This is a genomic window from Streptomyces sp. NPDC007264 (assembly GCF_042869095.1).
Lineage (GTDB): Bacteria > Actinomycetota > Actinomycetes > Streptomycetales > Streptomycetaceae > Streptomyces.
Map to the genome: position 1 here is coordinate 356369 of NZ_JBIAFD010000005.1, position 15156 is coordinate 371524.

Annotated in this window: 12 protein-coding genes; 5 read left to right on the forward strand and 7 right to left on the reverse strand. The window is 72.1% G+C overall.

All coding sequences use genetic code 11. The features are described 5' to 3' along the window. Positions 1 to 202: 202 nt before the first annotated feature. Together ACFYMU_RS10985 and ACFYMU_RS10990 are read left to right on the forward strand one after the other, a co-directional pair. Positions 203 to 1225: a phosphotransferase family protein gene (locus ACFYMU_RS10985; RefSeq protein WP_388371145.1), complete on the forward strand. Its 1023-nt coding sequence runs from the start codon at positions 203 to 205 to the stop codon at positions 1223 to 1225. A 5-nt stretch (positions 1226 to 1230) separates the two neighbouring features. Next, positions 1231 to 2481 carry an acyl-CoA dehydrogenase family protein gene (locus tag ACFYMU_RS10990; protein ID WP_388371148.1) on the forward strand — a complete coding sequence of 417 codons (1251 nt, stop codon included), beginning with the start codon at positions 1231 to 1233 and terminating at the stop codon, positions 2479 to 2481. A gap of 60 nt (positions 2482 to 2541) precedes the next feature. On the opposite strand, the gene ACFYMU_RS10995 is transcribed toward ACFYMU_RS10990, so the two are convergent. The 6 genes from ACFYMU_RS10995 to ACFYMU_RS11020 form a co-directional block, all read right to left on the reverse strand. Then, positions 2542 to 3777 (reverse strand): cytochrome P450, encoded by a 1236-nt coding sequence (locus ACFYMU_RS10995; RefSeq protein WP_388371151.1) that lies wholly within the window; start codon positions 3775 to 3777, stop codon positions 2542 to 2544. Between the two features lie 63 nt (positions 3778 to 3840). Next, positions 3841 to 5235, reverse strand: coding sequence for an NAD(P)/FAD-dependent oxidoreductase (locus tag ACFYMU_RS11000; protein WP_388371154.1), 1395 nt, complete (start codon positions 5233 to 5235; stop codon positions 3841 to 3843). Continuing rightward, on the reverse strand, positions 5225 to 5470 hold the full coding sequence (locus ACFYMU_RS11005) for a ferredoxin (RefSeq protein ID WP_388371399.1): 246 nt from the start codon (positions 5468 to 5470) through the stop codon (positions 5225 to 5227). Before ACFYMU_RS11005 ends, ACFYMU_RS11000 begins: the two co-directional genes overlap by 11 nt. Positions 5471 to 5534: 64 nt before the next feature. Further along, positions 5535 to 6128: a TetR/AcrR family transcriptional regulator gene (locus tag ACFYMU_RS11010; RefSeq protein ID WP_388371157.1), complete on the reverse strand. Its 594-nt coding sequence runs from the start codon at positions 6126 to 6128 to the stop codon at positions 5535 to 5537. A gap of 26 nt (positions 6129 to 6154) precedes the next feature. Next, positions 6155 to 7813: a class I adenylate-forming enzyme family protein gene (locus ACFYMU_RS11015; RefSeq protein WP_388371160.1), complete on the reverse strand. Its 1659-nt coding sequence runs from the start codon at positions 7811 to 7813 to the stop codon at positions 6155 to 6157. Further along, complete coding sequence (locus ACFYMU_RS11020) at positions 7810 to 8574, reverse strand: SDR family oxidoreductase (RefSeq protein WP_388371163.1); 765 nt, start codon at positions 8572 to 8574, stop codon at positions 7810 to 7812. Before ACFYMU_RS11020 ends, ACFYMU_RS11015 begins: the two co-directional genes overlap by 4 nt. A 215-nt stretch (positions 8575 to 8789) precedes the next feature. On the opposite strand from ACFYMU_RS11020, the gene ACFYMU_RS11025 reads away from it, so the two are divergent. Together ACFYMU_RS11025 and ACFYMU_RS11030 are read left to right on the forward strand one after the other, a co-directional pair. Then, complete coding sequence (locus ACFYMU_RS11025; RefSeq protein WP_388371165.1) at positions 8790 to 10025, forward strand: exo-beta-N-acetylmuramidase NamZ domain-containing protein; 1236 nt, start codon at positions 8790 to 8792, stop codon at positions 10023 to 10025. A 79-nt stretch (positions 10026 to 10104) separates the two neighbouring features. Next, a complete protein-coding gene (locus tag ACFYMU_RS11030) occupies positions 10105 to 11484 on the forward strand; it encodes a serine-threonine protein kinase (RefSeq protein WP_388371168.1) in 1380 nt (459 codons plus the stop codon). Between the two features lies 1 nt (position 11485). On the opposite strand, the gene ACFYMU_RS11035 is transcribed toward ACFYMU_RS11030, so the two are convergent. Beyond that, the gene (locus tag ACFYMU_RS11035; RefSeq protein WP_388371171.1) at positions 11486 to 14275 is read right to left on the reverse strand and encodes a penicillin acylase family protein; all 2790 of its coding nucleotides are present in this window, start codon (positions 14273 to 14275) and stop codon (positions 11486 to 11488) included. Between the two features lie 228 nt (positions 14276 to 14503). Here ACFYMU_RS11035 and ACFYMU_RS11040 point away from each other — a divergent pair, with 228 nt between their 5' ends. Beyond that, positions 14504 to 15106, forward strand: a complete 603-nt coding sequence (locus tag ACFYMU_RS11040) for a hypothetical protein (RefSeq protein WP_388371174.1) — start codon at positions 14504 to 14506, stop codon at positions 15104 to 15106. Positions 15107 to 15156: the final 50 nt, after the last annotated feature.

The following is a 15156-nucleotide window of genomic DNA, read 5'->3' on the forward strand; positions in this document are numbered from 1 at the left end:
GTGGCTCCGGACGCCTCGGAGCACCTCGGCGGCGCACACGCCCGACGCGTCGGAGACACCGCACCGGGACGATCGCTGATCCGGTCCGGTCGGCGCCGCGGCGACACCGTGGCGCCGATCACGTTTGCTCCGCACACTGGACGACATACCGACCGGTCGGCATCATGTTGACCGTCACGTTTCCACGTAGGTAGGAGCAATGATGAGCCCAGATCACCCGCCGGGTCTCGATCTCGACCGGCTTCGCGGCCTGCTCGACGCCGAGCGGCCCGGCCTGGTGACCGGCCCTCTCACCGGGCGGCTGATCGAGGGCGGGCGGTCGAACCTCACCTACGCGGTGTCGGACGGCACGACCAAGTGGGTCGTGCGGCGGCCGCCGCTCGGGCACGTGCTGGCCACCGCGCACGACATGAAGCGCGAACACCGGGTGATCAGCGCGCTGTACCCGACGGCCGTCCCGGTGCCCCGACCGGTGCTCCTGTGCGAGGACGAGTCGGCGCTGGGCGCCCCCTTCTACGTCATGGACTTCGTCGAGGGCACCCCCTACCGCACCGCCGAGCAGCTGGCCCCGCTCGGCCCGCAGCGCACGCGCGACGCGGTCCTCGGCCTGGTCGACACGCTGGTCGAGCTGCACGCGGTGGACCCCGCCTCGGTCGGTCTGGAGGACTTCGGCCGCCCGGAGGGCTTCCTCGACCGCCAGCTGCGCCGCTGGGGCAAGCAGCTGGACGCCTCCCGCAACCGCGAGCTGCCCGGCATCGACGAACTGCACTCGGCTCTCGGCCGGGAACTGCCGACCTCGCCCGCACCCACCGTGATCCACGGCGACTACCGCCTGGACAACGTCCTGCTGGGCGACGACGACAGCATCGCCGCCGTCCTGGACTGGGAGATGTCCACGCTCGGCGACCCGCTCACCGACGTGGGTCTGCTGGTGATGTACAGCGTGCCGCTCCAGCTGCCGAACTCCCCCATCTCCACGACCGCCTCGGCCGCCGGACACCCGGCCCCGGCCGAGCTGGTCGAGCGGTACGCCGCGCGTTCCGGGCGCGACGTCGCCGCGGTCTCCTGGTACACGGCCTTCGCCTGGTTCAAGCTCGCCGTGATCCTCGAGGGCATCCACTACCGCTACACGCTCGGCCAGACGGTCGGCGCGGGCTTCGACCGCATCGGCGAGCTGGTGCCCCTGTTCGTCGAGCACGGTCTCACCACCCTTCAGGAAGGCTGACCGCCATGCATTTCGCGTTCGACGCGCGCACGGAGGAACTGCGCGCCAAGCTGCTCGCCTTCATGGACGAGTACGTCTACCCGGCCGAGCCCGTCGCCCACGAGCAGCGTGCACGGCTCGCCTCGCCGTGGGACACGCCCGCGGTCGTGGAGGAGCTGAAGGCCGAGGCCCGCAGGCAGGGCCTGTGGAACCTCTTCCTGCCGGACGCCGAGTACGGCGCCGGGCTCACCAACCTCCAGTACGCCCCGCTCGCCGAGATCACCGGCCGCTCGCCCCAGCTGGCGCCGACCGCGCTGAACTGCGCGGCGCCCGACACGGGCAACATGGAGGTGCTCGCGCAGTTCGGCGACGAGCGGCAGCGGAAGCAGTGGCTGGAGCCGCTGCTGGCGGGCGAGATCCGCTCGGCCTTCGCCATGACCGAGCCCGAGGTGGCCTCCTCGGACGCGACCAACATCGCCACGCGCATCGAGCGGGAGGATGGGGGCACCTCCCGCTCGAGCGGAGCCGAGAGCGGGGGAGAGTACGTCATCACGGGCCGCAAGTGGTACGCCTCGGGGGCGATGAACCCGGACTGCAAGATCTTCATCGTGATGGGCAAGACCGACCCGGACGGTCCCGACGTCCACCGCCAGCAGTCCATGGTGCTGGTCCCGCGCGACACCCCCGGCGTCGAGGTCACCCGTGCCATGCAGGTGTACGGCTACGAGGACCACTACCACGGCGGCCACGCCGAGGTCGTCTTCGACCACGCGCGCGTGCCGGTGTCGAACCTGATCGGCGAGGAGGGCAGCGGCTTCGCCATCGCCCAGGCCCGCCTCGGTCCCGGACGCATCCACCACTGCATGCGGCTGATCGGCATGGCCGAGCGGGCCATCGAGCTGATGTGCCGGCGGGCGGTCTCGCGCACGGCGTTCGGCAGGCCGCTGGCCGACCAGGGCGTCGTCCACGGCTGGATCGCCGATGCGCGCGTTGCCGTCGAGCAGCTGCGGCTGCTGGTCCTGAAGACGGCGTGGATGATGGACACGGTCGGCAACAAGGGCGCCCACACCGAGATCCAGGCCATCAAGATCGCCACCCCGCGCACGGTCGTCGACATCATCGACAAGGCGGTCCAGTTGCACGGCGCGGGCGGTGTCAGCCAGGACTTCCCGCTCGCCGAGCTCTGGGCGGCGGCCCGGACGCTGAAGATCGCGGACGGCCCGGACGAGGTGCACCAGCGTTCGCTGGCCCGGCGGGAGCTGAGGAAGTACCGGTGAGCCCGGGGCCGGTGCGGGCGTCCTCCTCGCGCGCACCGGCCCTCCCCACCCGCGCACCTGTCAGGGGCGCACCCCGTCGAGGGCGACGTTCAGACGGCGCGGGCCGCGCAGGACCGCGTTGCGCCGGTAGGGCGGCGGGTCCTCGACCAGGCGGGGGGCGTCGAGCCTGCGGGCGAGTTCGGACAGCGCGATCTGCGTCTCCAGCCGGGCCAGCGGCGCGCCGAAGCAGCTGTGGACACCGCTGCCGAAGCCGAGGTGCTGGATGTCCTTGCGGTCCGGGTCGAACCGGTCGGGGTCCTCGAAGCGCTCCGGGTCCCTGTTGCCCGCGGCGAGGACGAGCCAGATCCTCGATCCCTTCGGGATGACGGTCCCGCGCACCTCGACGTCGGCGATGCAGGTGCGCTGCGGCACGAACTGCACCGGCGGCTCGTAGCGCAGCAGCTCCTCCACGAGGTTGACGGCCAGGCCCGGCTCGTCGCGCAGCCGGTGCAGGACGTGCGGGTGGCGCAGCAGCGTGAGCATGCCGTTGGTGATCAGGTTGACCGTGGTCTCGTGGCCCGCGATCAGCAACAGCACGGCGGTGCTGAGCACTTCCGTCATGGTCATCGGGCCGTCGGGGCCGTGGTCGGCCGCCAGCTCGGACAGCAGGTCCGCGCCGGGTTCCCTGCGGCGCTCCTCGACCAGTCCGGCCAGGTACATGCCCAGCTGCATCCGTGTCTCCTGCACGGCGCGCAGTCGGTCGGTCTCGTTCCCGCCCGTTTCCGGGTCCAGGCTGGCGACGAGCGGGTCGACCCAGGCGCGGAAGCGCGGCTCGTCCTCGCGCGGCACCCCGAGCAGGCGGCAGATGACGGTCACCGGGAAGGGATACGCGAACTGGTCGACCAGGTCGACCTGTCCTGCGTCCCGCAGTCCGTCGATCAGGCCGGAGACGATCTCGCGGAGTTCGCCGCTCATGGCATCGATCCGGCGGGGGCTGTGCGGCGGGCCGAAGGGGCGGTTGGCCATGCGCCGCAGCCGGTCGTGCTCCGGGGGGTCCAGACGGATGAAGCTCGGCGGCAGCCCGGCCTCCTCCGGTCCGCCGGGTTCGTCGCCGCCCGCGGCGGCGAGGTTGGCGGCGTCGGAGCTGATCCGCGGATCGTGCAGCAGGCCGCGGATGTCCCAGTAGGAGCCGACGAGGTAGGGGCCGCCCTCCTCCTCGTGCAGCACCGGGGTCCCGCGGAGCTCCGCGTAGAGCGGGTACGGGTCGGCGCGATACGCGTAGTCGGTGATCCGGCGCAGGAGCGAGGCGTGCGTCATGGGGGGGTCCTCGGGGCGTGACGGTCCGTCGGGGGTGGGGTGTGCTGCCGGGGTGGCCGGCGGTCAGGGGCGGCCCGGGGTGAAGACCAGCCGCTGGTCGGCCGGCGAGTAACCGCTGAGGGTCACCGTCGGGCCGTGCGTGGGCAGGGCCGGGTCCGGGAAGTCGGCCGGCACCGGCCGGCGCCCCTCGGGCCGGCGGTCCACGGTGGGGAAGTCCAGGGGGAAGGGCGCGCCGGTCTCGACCAGCCGCTGGTAGAACTGCAGCCACCGCGTGTTGTCGAAGCTCACGGCGGCGATGACGCGGTCCTGGTGGCCGTACACGCCGACGAACCGGCGTTCGGCGAGCGACCCCTGCGCGATCATGATCTGTTCGCCCATGGTCGGGACGCCGACCGACTTGATGTTCACCCCGAACTGCGCCGACCAGAAGGCGGGCACCCACAGGTGCGGGCGCCGCTCCGCACCGGGGCTGATCATGTTGTGGGCGGCGACCTCCGCCTGGGCGACGGCGTTGCCCCAGTGTTCGAGGGACAGGAACTGGTAGCCGAACAGCGGGTGCGGGGACCGCGCGACATCGCCGGCGACATAGACGTCGTCGGTGACGATGCCGCGGACGTCGAAGGCCCGGCAGCCCGCGTCGCAGGCGATGCCCCGGGGGCCCGCGCCCAGTCCGGACCCGGCCAGCCAGGCGGTGTTCCGGGTCGCGCCCAGCGCCACGACCACGACGTCCGTCTCCACGACGGCGCCGTCGGACAGATGGGCGGCCCGCACCCGGCCCGCCGCGTCGCCCTCCAGGGCGGTCACCGTGATCCCGGTGCGCAGGTCCACACCGTGCTCGCGCTGCAGCTCCGCCGCCACCGCGCCGATCACCCCGCCGAGGGCGCCGACCAGGGGCGCGCCCGCGCGTTCCGCGACGGTGACCTCGATGCCCTGGTCCCGGCAGGCGGAGGCGATCTCCGAACCGGTGAATCCGGCGCCGATGACGAACACCCGGCGCGGTCCGGCCTTCAGCCGTCGGTGCAGACCGTCCGCGTCGTCGCGGGTCCGCAGCACGAAGACCCCGTCCAGCCGGGCCTCCGTCTCCTTCGGCCAGGGCCTGGCGTGCACCCCGGTCGCGATCAGCAGCCGGTCGTACTCCACCTCGTCCCCGTCGGCCAGCCGCACCCGGTAGGCGGCGACGTCGAGGCCGGTCGCCGCGACCCCGAGGCGCCACGTCGCGTCGACCTCCCGGCGGCGCGGCAGCTCGGTGTGGAGCGGGGACGCCCTGCCCAGCAGGACCGCCTTGGACAGCGGCGGCCGGTCGTACGGTTCGTGCGGCTCGTCGCCGATCATGGTGAGCGAACCGGCGAAGCCCTCGGCCCGCAGCGTCTCCGCGGCCCGCAGGCCCGCCAGCGAGGCTCCCACGATCACGATCCGGCCCTCGCGTCTGAGCCGTTCCAGGAACGCGTCAGCCGCCACGGGACGTCTCCTGCCCGGCCGCGGCGGGCGGGTCGCCCGGACCGTCCAGTCCTTCGGCCGTGATCGCCTGCACCGGGCAGGCCGCGACCGCGCGGGCCAGCTTCTCCCGCTGCTCCTCCCCCGCCCGCGGGTTGTAGACCAGCGACTCCTCGCCGTACAGGGCGAAGACGTCCGGTGCGAGAAACGCGCACTGCGCGTATCCCTGGCATCTGTTGAGATCGACGACGAGCCTCACCACGCCAGCATCGGAACCGCCGCGGGCCCGCGCCCGCCGAGGCGCACCGAAGGAGTGAACGCCCCTACGGCCGCAGCGCCCGCAGCAGCAGGTCCGCGAGGTGGTCGGCGACCTCCTGCGGGCTGAGCGGACCGTCCGGGCGGTACCAGGTCGACAGGTGGTGCACGGAGCCGAAGTGATAGTCGACGACCAGGTCGGCGGGCGTGGCCGTGGAGAACACGCCGGCCTTCTGGCCCTCCTCGATCAGGGCGCGGAACCGCTCGTGGTAGCGGCGCCGCTCCACGCGCACCTGCTTGTTCTTCTCGGGGCTGAGGTGGTGCATGGACCGGAAGAAGATCGACGCGTCGTCGAGGTTGTCGATCGTGGTCACGACGACGTCGGCGGCGGCGTCCCGCAGCCGCTTCTCCACCGGCTCGTCGGCGCCCGCGAAGGCGTCGAGGCGCTCCTGCTGGACGCGCAGCACGCGCGCGTACACCTCGTGCAGCAGGTCGTCCTTGGAGCCGAAGTAGTGGTACAGCGCGCCCTTGGTGACGCCGGCGGCCTCGACGATCTCCTGCACGGACGTGCGGTCGTAGCCCTTCTCCGCGAAGAGCCGGGTGGCGGCGGCGAGCAGCCGCTGCGGAACGGGCGTACCGTTCCCGTCCGTCGTTCTGGGCACTGCCGCCACCTGCCTTTCCGTGATGTCTACTGGCTCGTCCGCGTCCGGGAACGCAGTTCCCGACGGAGGATCTTCCCACTCGCCGTCTTCGGCAGGTCGGGGAGGATCTCCACCTGCCGGGGGTACTTGTAGGCGGCCAGTCTCTCCCTGCAGTACGCGGCGAGCGCATCCGGGTCGGCCTCCGCCCCCGGCCGCAGGCTGATGTAGGCCCTGACGGTCTCCCCGCGGTACCCGTCCGGCACTCCGACGACGGCCGCCTCGCGCACCGCCGGATGGGTGTAGAGGACGTCCTCGACCTCGCGCGGCCACACCTTGAAGCCGGACGCGTTGATCATGTCCTTCTTCCGGTCGACGACGTAGAGCCAGCCCTGTGGATCCATGAACCCTATGTCACCGGTGCGCAGTTCGCCCCCGGGGAACGTCTCGGCGGTGGCCTCGGGGCGCCGCCAGTAGCCGGGCACCACCTGCGGGCCCCGTACGACGATCTCGCCCTGCTCGCCGAACGGTACCTCCTCGCCCTGGTCGTCGACGATGCGGACGACCGTGTCCGGGCCGGGCAGGCCCACAGCCAGAGTCCCGGAGGCCGGGTCCACGGGCGCCTCGTGGCCGGGCGGCACGGAGGCGCAGGGGGCGGTGCACTCGGTGAGGCCGTAGCCGTTGCGGATGTACGGCCCGAAGCCGGCCCGGAACTTCTCCACCAGGGCCGGCGGCAGCGGGGCGCCGCCGGAGGAGATGACCTGGAAGGAGGAGAAGTGGTCGGGTGTGGCCGAGGGGTGCGCGGCCAGCGCCATGAAGGCGGTCGACGGGCCGACGGTGTAGTGGGGCCGGTGCTCGGTGAAGGCGTCGAGCACGACGCCCGCGTCGAAGCGGTACGCGAGCACGAGCGTGCCCGCGCTGTCGAGGCAGGCCGCGAGTTCGACGACCATGCCGGTGATGTGGAACAGGGGGGCCAGCGCGAAGTAGACGGGCACCTCCGGCAGGCCGAGTCCGGTCCGCTGCCGCTCGGCGTTGTACATGATGTTGCCGTGCGTGTTGGTGGCGCCCTTGGGGGTGCCGCTGGTGCCGGAGGTGTAGCTGATCAGCGCCACGTCGGACGGGCCCGGGTCGCGCCCCTCGGGGGCGCTGCCGCCCTGCCGCGCGACGGCCACGAGGTCGTCCGCGTCCGGGGCCTGCGGAAGGCGCTCGAAGCCCAGCACGCGGGGGTCGTCACGGGTCTGGAGGTCCCGCTCGCCGGTGGTGAGCACCACGCGGACGGGGGACGCGGCGGCCGTCTCGCGCAGATACGACTCCCAGGCCCGGTCGGAGCACACCAGTGCGGTCACCTCCGCGTCCCGGAGCACATGGGTGACCTCGCCCGCCTTGTACATCGGGTTGACGGGCACGACGCTCGCGCCGGCCTTCCAGGCGCCGAGCAGGGCGAGCACGAACTGCGGCGAGTTCTGCAGCAGGATCGCGACCCGGTCGCCGCGCTCCAGGCCGCGGGCGGCGAGGTGGCCGGCGACGGAGTCGGTCAGGGCGTCGAGTTCGGCGTAGGTGATCCGGCCGTCGAAGTAGGCGAGGGCGGTGCGGTCCGCGGGGGCCGTGCGCAGGGCGTGCACCAGGGAGTCCGGGGGGCTGACCGGGGCGCGCTGGGCGTCGTTCAGCAGGGCGAGCCAAGGGCGTGCGGCATAGCGGGACGCGCTCACCAGGTGGCCTCCCACTTCTGCTGGATGTGGTTCATGTTGGTCAGCCACCGGTCCGGCTGAGCGGCGCGTGCCTGGTAGAACTCGGCGACCTCGGGATGCGGGAGGATCAGGAACCGGTCCTCCTCGATGCCCCGGAAGAGGGCGTCCGCCACGTGCTCGGGCTCGATGGCGGTCGGGGCGAGCACCAGGTCGCCGGCGCTGCCGGAGGCGGTCAGCATGTCGGTGCGGACGCCCTGGGGGCAGATCGCGTGAACCCTGACCCCGCGGTGACGGTATGTCAGCGACAGCCATTCCGCGAAGGCGTACGCCCCGTGCTTGGTGACGCTGTACGGGGCGGCGCCGATCATCGTGAGCAGTCCGGCCGCGGAGACGGTGGAGACGAACCGGCCCGCGCCGCGCTCCAGCCAGCCGGGCAGGAGAGCGCGGGCCGCGCGGACGTGCGCCATGACGTTCACGTCCCAGGCCGCCGCCCACACCTCCTCGTCGGCGGCCTCGGTGCCGCCGGAGCCGAGGCCCGCGTTGGCGCAGTAGACGTCGACCGTGCCGCCGAGGGCGTCCCGCGCCTCGTCCACGATCGCGGAGGCGTCACCCGGTACCGCGATGCCTCCGATCTCGTCGGCCACGGCCTTCGCCTTCCCGGCGTCCAGGTCGTTGACGACGACCCGGGCCCCCTCGGCCGCGAAACGGCGGGCCAGGGCGGCTCCGATGCCGCCTCCCGCCCCGGTGACGACCACTCCCGCATCCTGCACGGCTTGCACCATCGGTCTCCTTCGACGTGAAGCGAATCGGTCCTGCCGCGGTCGCTCCACTGCCAGTCGGCTCCTGCTTCACGCTCCAGACTAACCAGTCGGTATGTCGTCGGGGAAGAGGCGGTGGGGTGGTTGTGCCATGCGGGCGCGCGCGCCGGTGTTCAGGGCCGGGGTTGATGGTTAGCGTTCATGGTCATGACAGTTGCGTCGATCACGGAGGTCACCGCATGAGACTGTCCAGACGAGGACTGCTCGCCACGACCACGGCGGCCGTGGCGCTCCCCGTGCCCACCGCGTCCGCCCGGAGCCGCGGCAGACGGCTGCGCACCGGCTTCGAACGCCTGGCGGCGGACGGCTACGCGCCGCTGGACGGCCGACGGGTCGGCATCGTCACCAACCCCACCGGGGTGACCCGGGACGTCCGGCACATCGTCGACGTCATGCACGCCGACACGCGGGTGAACCTCGTCGCCGTCTTCGGGCCCGAGCACGGCTTCCGCGGCACCGCTCAGGCCGGCGGTTCCGAGGGGCGCTACGCCGACCCGGCGACCGGGCTGCCCGTCTACGACACGTACCTGAAGAGCGGCCGGGCCCTCGCGGACGTCTTCACGGCGTCCGGCGTGGACACCGTCGTCTTCGACATCCAGGACGTGGGCGCCCGCTTCTACACCTACATCTGGACGCTGTACGACTGCATGGAGGCGGCCCAGCTGGCGGGCAAGCGGTTCATGGTCCTGGACCGCCCGAACCCCGTGACCGGCCGGTGCGCCCTGGGCCCGGTCCTGCACAAGGAGTTCGCGACCTTCGTGGGACGCCGGCCCGTCTCCCAGGCGCACGGCATGACGGTGGCGGAGCTGGCGCGGCTGTTCAACGGCGAGTTCCTGAGCACGCCGGTGCCGCTGGAGACCGTCCTGATGACGGGCTGGCGGCGCACGGACTTCTACGACGCCTCCGGGCTGCCCTGGGTGCCGCCCAGCCCGAACATGCCGACGCCCGACACCGCGCTCGTCTACGCGGGCACATGCCTCTTCGAGGGCACGAACCTCTCCGAGGGACGCGGCACCACCCGCCCCTTCGAACTGCTCGGCGCGGAGGGCGTCGACGGCCGGTGGGCGGCCGAGGCGGAACGGCTGGGGCTGCCGGGGGTGCACTTCAGGGAGGCGTACTTCGCGCCCGCCTTCTCCAAGTTCCAGGGGAAGACCGTCGGGGGCGTGCAGGTCCATGTGCACGACCGGGCGGTGTACGACCCGGTGCGCACCGGGATCGCGCTCCTCGTGACCGCCAGGAAGGTGTGGAGCGGCTTCGCCTGGCGCTCCGACGACTGGATCGACAAGCTCACGGGCTCCACGCAGGTGCGCACGATGATCGACGCGGGCGCGACGGCCGACGAGGTGGTGGCCGCCTGGCAGGACGAGCTGGCGGCTTTCCGGCGGGTGCGCAGGGAGTACCTCGTGTACGGATGAGTCCTGGCGTCTGGCCAACCCGCCCCGCCGGCAGGACGATGCGCCCACGGCGCGCTCGGCCTCGGACAAGGGGGTTGTCATGGCGGAACCGGCGATGAGCGTGAGTCCCTACTGGGAGCTGGCCTTCGACGCGGACGGCGACGCGGCCGGGCCGGAGCGGGACCGGCTGCTCGCGGAGGTCACCCGGCGCGGGGTGCGGGACCTGCTGGTCTTCGCGCACGGCTGGAACAACGAGCGCTCCGGCGCGACCCGGCTCTACGACCGCTTCTTCGCGCCGGTGCCCTCGCTGGCTCCTCGGGCGAACCTCGGCTACGTCGGCGTGATCTGGCCGTCGATGGCGTTCGCGGACGAACCGGTCCCGGACTTCCCGGCGTCGGCCGCGGCGGCGGTCGCGGCGCCCGCGCGGCCCGGACTGGACGAGCACAGCCGCGCCGCCCTCACGGCGGTCTTCCCCGGCCGTGGGGACACGGTGGAGCAGATCGCGCGGCTGCTGCGGCTGCGCCCGGACGAGGGCCCGTCGTTGCGGGAGTTCGGGCGGCTCGTGGGAGGGCTGGTGGAGCCGTCCGGGGAGTCGCCCGGGTGCGCCGCGGACACGCCGGCGGAGGGGTCGCCCGGGACCGGTCCGGAGATGCTGCGCGGGGACGCGGTGCGGGTGTGCGAGGACTTCGCGCGGGCCCTGGAGCGGGTGGAGTCGGCACACGCGCGCGCGGCGGACACCCGGGAGTTCGCCTTCACGCCGAAGGGCCTGTGGGACGGGGCTCACGAACTGCTGCGGCAGGCCACCTACTACGCGATGAAGCGACGCGCGGGGACGGTCGGGGAGCGCGGCCTGGGGCCGGTGATCGGGCGGCTGGCGCACGCGGCGCCGAACGTGCGGGTGCACCTGGTCGGTCACAGCTTCGGCGGCCGGCTGGTGTCGTTCGCCCTGCGCGGCCTGCCGGAGGGCGTGCGCACGGTGAAGTCCGTGACCCTGCTCCAGGGAGCCTTCTCCCACTACGCGTTCGCGACCCGTCTGCCCCACGACCCGCGGTCGTGCGGCGCCCTCTCGGGCCGGCAGACCCGGATCGACGGTCCCCTGGTGTGCTGCTGGTCGCGCTTCGACTCGGCCCTCGGCACGTTCTATCCGCTGGCGTCACGGATGGCCGGGGACGCGCGGTCGGTGGCCGGGTGCGTCACCGGGCTCGCGGAGGGATTCGACATCGGCCGCTTCCTGGGGCCGAAGTGGGGAGCGATGGGGCACGACGGGGTGCAGGCGGTGGACGGCACTCCCCACGTCGCGCTCGCCGACGCGCTGCGGGGCGCGCTGCCCGCGTCGGGCTGCGTGAACGTCGACGCGTCCGCGGTGGTCCGCCGCGGCGGACCACCGACCGGCGCGCACAGCGACATCGTGCACCGGGAGTTGGCGCAGGTGGTGCTGGCGGCGGGCCGGGTGGGCCGGCCCGCCGCCGTCGGGGACTGACCTACCGGTGTGACGTGTACTCCACTACCTGCTGGAACGTCGGCCGGTTCTGCCAGCTGATCTTGCCGTGCTTGATGCCGCCGAGGGGCCGCTGGACGATCGCGTCGGCGCACCACTGGTCACCGGCCGAGCACTGGTCGTCGCCGGGGTAGACCTGCGACGCGGTCTTGCCGGCGGCGTCCTTCAGCGTGCTGAGCAGGGTGTCCCGGCAGGAGGCCAGGCTGCCGCCGCCGCAGTACTTCTGCGTCAGCGGACCGCCCACCGTCTCACCCAGCACCGCTCGCATGTCCTTGTCGACATAGCTCCACCAGCCGTACTGGAAGGCGCTTCCGGCGTGGCCGCCGGTCGGGCCGTGCCCGGCCGCCGGGGACTCGTCGACCGGCAGGTTGGCGGTGAAGGCCGTATACAGGTCGGTGCCGAGAGCGGGCTCGAACTCGGCCTTCACCAGCAGCGGCCACCAGGCGTCCAGGATGCGGATCGCGTCGGCGTCGGCGTACGTCTTCGAGCCCGCCGAGGTCTCCGTGCGCCGCGCGCCCGCCGACAGCCAGGTCGACAGCTTGTCCACCGCTGCCGCCGCCGTGGAGTCGGTCACCGGCGAGCTCTTGATCACCTTGAGCAGGTTCGACAGCACGTCCTCGGCGCGCAGATCGGCGAGGGCTGCGTCCGCCATCGCCTTCACCAGCGACGTCCTCGTGACCCCGCCGGCCGCGACCAGCTTCTGCACCCGGTCTTCCAGCAGGTCACCGCGGTGCACGGACCCTTCGCCCCAGGACCCGGCCGTGTAGTCCTTGGCGATCTTGTTGTTCCAGGAGATGTAGTAGTCCTGGTCCACGGAGTTGGGGTGGGCGGACGTCGGCGTGTAGTCCGCCGTGTTCGCCGCCGGGTCCCAGTTCCTCCACTCGTACGCCGCCTGCGCCCACACCGGGAACTCGGCGTCGACGCCGCTCGCCCGCACCGGGTTGTCACCGCTGTTGTAGTACGCGGTGTGCTGCGAGTCGGCGTAGAACCAGTTGAACGTGTAGTTGATGTGCTGCACCGCGCTCTGGAAGTCCTGCGGGCCCTTGACGTAGTCAGGGTCGTTCAGCATCTGGAAGCCGATGATGGAGTCGGTCTCGTGCAGGTAGGACGAGCGCAGGGTGGTGTAGGCGACCTTCTTGCCGCCGACCGTGGCGCGGTACTCCACGGGCCCGTACTTGGTGCGCCACACCCGCATGGTGTAGGAGCCGTCGGGGGTGGAGTCGGCGAGGGTCTTCTTCCAGGAGTTCTTCTGCTCGACCTTGTCCATGGCGGTGCAGGTGCCGTGGTACAGGTAGTGGTAGTCGTCCTGGCACAGCTCGACCGCGTAGGTGTCGATGATGTCCTGGCCCGCGCTGGTGGCGCTCCACGAGTAGTCCTGGCCGCGGCCCAGTTCGACGTACATGCTCAGGCCCGCGAAGGAGGCGCCGCGGGCGCTGATGCCCGGGCCCTGGATCTCCTGGAGCATGAGCAGCTGCGGCGCGAAGTAGCCGGTCTGCGGGCCGAAGACGGCGATCGGGTGGCCGCTGGCGGTGTGCTTGCCGCTCACCACGAGGGCGTTGGACATGCCGCGCCGGGCGGAGCTCAGGGCGGCGGTGGCCGCCTTCACCGAGGTACCGGTGGCGCCGGCGGTCGCCGCGCTGCCGGTGCGGTCGTACACGAGCGGCTCCCGGGTGACCGATCCCGCGTCGGGCAGCGCCGCGCCCTGCGGGCTCGCGGGCTTCGACACGTACGGGAAGCTCTCGCCGTTGTGGACGGTGAGGACGGCCTCGGGGTCGTTGCGCTCGCGGAAGGACTCCCAGACCCTGGTGCCTTCCTCCACGCCGTACTTGGACTGGGCGGCGAGCAGGGACAGCGCGTTGTTGACCTCGCCGCCGCCGCCGGAGCCGAAGAGCGCGCCGATGACGGAGGAGAGCGCCACCATGTCGGTGACTTTGAAGTGCTCGATGGTGCCGGCGTTGGTGAGGGCGTCCTTGTGGCCGGTCAGGTCGTACTCGCCGGGGAAGTACAGGCCCTTGTCGGAGGCGTCGATGTAGGCGTTGATGCCGTCGAGGTAGGCGTTGACGTCGGCGAGGGCCTGCTGGCCGCGGGCGCCGGCGCCGGCCACCGCGCGGTCGATCTGAGCCTGCAGATCGGCCTCGGTGTAGGGCGCGTTGCGCCAGAACTCCTGCTCCAGGCCCTGGTTGGCGGCCGCGCCGCCCGCGAAGGAGGTCAGCTGGCCGCGTCCGACGTGCCGGAAGACGTCCATCAGCCACAGCCGGTCCTCGGCGGCGGCGTAGCCGGCACCGTACTCGGTGCCGTACCGGGTGGTGCCGCTGATGTGCGGGACGCCCGTCTTCTTGTCGCGGACGATCGTCACGTCGCCGCGCCCGCCGGGCTTCTCGGTGGAGGCGACCTGGTCGGACGGGACTCCGAACGACGCGTCGTTGAAGAAGGTGTTGATCTTGGCGTCGGTGAGCGAGGAGTAGCCCGTGGCCAGGTTGGCGTAGGGGGCGAGCTGGTCCTCGGCGTGCTTGGGCTGGGTGCCGAAGACCTGGTGGAGCAGGATGTCGGCGAGGGTGGCGTTGCCGTTCTCACCGGGCGGGAGGATGTCGGAGCACTGGCCGCCGCAGTAGTCGTTGGAGGCCGTGGCCGACGCGCCTGCGGCCGCCGCCTGGGAGAGCGGCGAGAGAAGACCGCCGACGAGGGTGCATATCGCGGCGGCCTTGAGGAACTTCGGGAATCTGCGGGGAGTTCTCAGTCTGTCGAGAGCGTTGCCTGGGGTGCGCCATCGCATGGCGGCTCCTCCCGAACGGAGTGGGGGCGGGCGGACGTTACCGCTTGGTATCCCCGTGATTGAAGTTGAACATGCGTCACTTTTTCAATGGGTCGGCAGGCGGAGGATGAAGATCCTCGGAAAACGGATGGAGCCGGATCGCTTGTCGATACGTCTATTCGACGACGTCCGTACGACGACGCCGAAGTGACCGGAGTACAGGTACAGGTGTGACGGAGGTGCAGGGCGATGGCCGGTTTCCGGAGTCTGGCGAGACAGGTGCGAGATCCCGGGTGCGATCTGGCACTACGGCGCTACTCACTGCGCAAGTGCCTTGAGAAGTTCGCGCCCTACGGGCATCGGGCGACCTGGGACCATCTGTGTTCCCGGGCCGGTTTCGGTCCCGAGGACCGCTCCCCCGATCCGGCGCGGCTCGTGGCCGCACTGGACGAACTGGAGGCGGCCCGTTCCGTCTGGCTGGCCTACGAGGCGGAGTTCACCGAACGCCGCAGGAGGGAGAAGCACGGTGGACTGCGCAGGCCGGGCACCGTGGACGACTGGCACCGGCTGACCTGGGGCGGGTTCGGGGTCGCCTGGTGCGACGACCCGCGGGTCCACCCCCACGAGCCACTGGCCGAGGTGCTGCGCCGGCTCATCGCGGCACTGGAGCGCGAGCCGGGCTCGGTCTGCCCGGTGTGCGCCGGTGAACGTCTCGTCTGGAAGCACGATCTGGCCCATGAACCGTCGTCGGGCCCGGTCTGCACCGACTGCGGCATCGTGGTGCCGCGGCCCGTGCTGACGCCCGGGGCCCTGGCAGGGGCCAGGCGCGCGCGGGTGCTGGTGTCCGCCTGAGGGCGAGGGGGTGCGCCGGGGGATGCCGCACCCCCGTGGTCCGCGGCGTC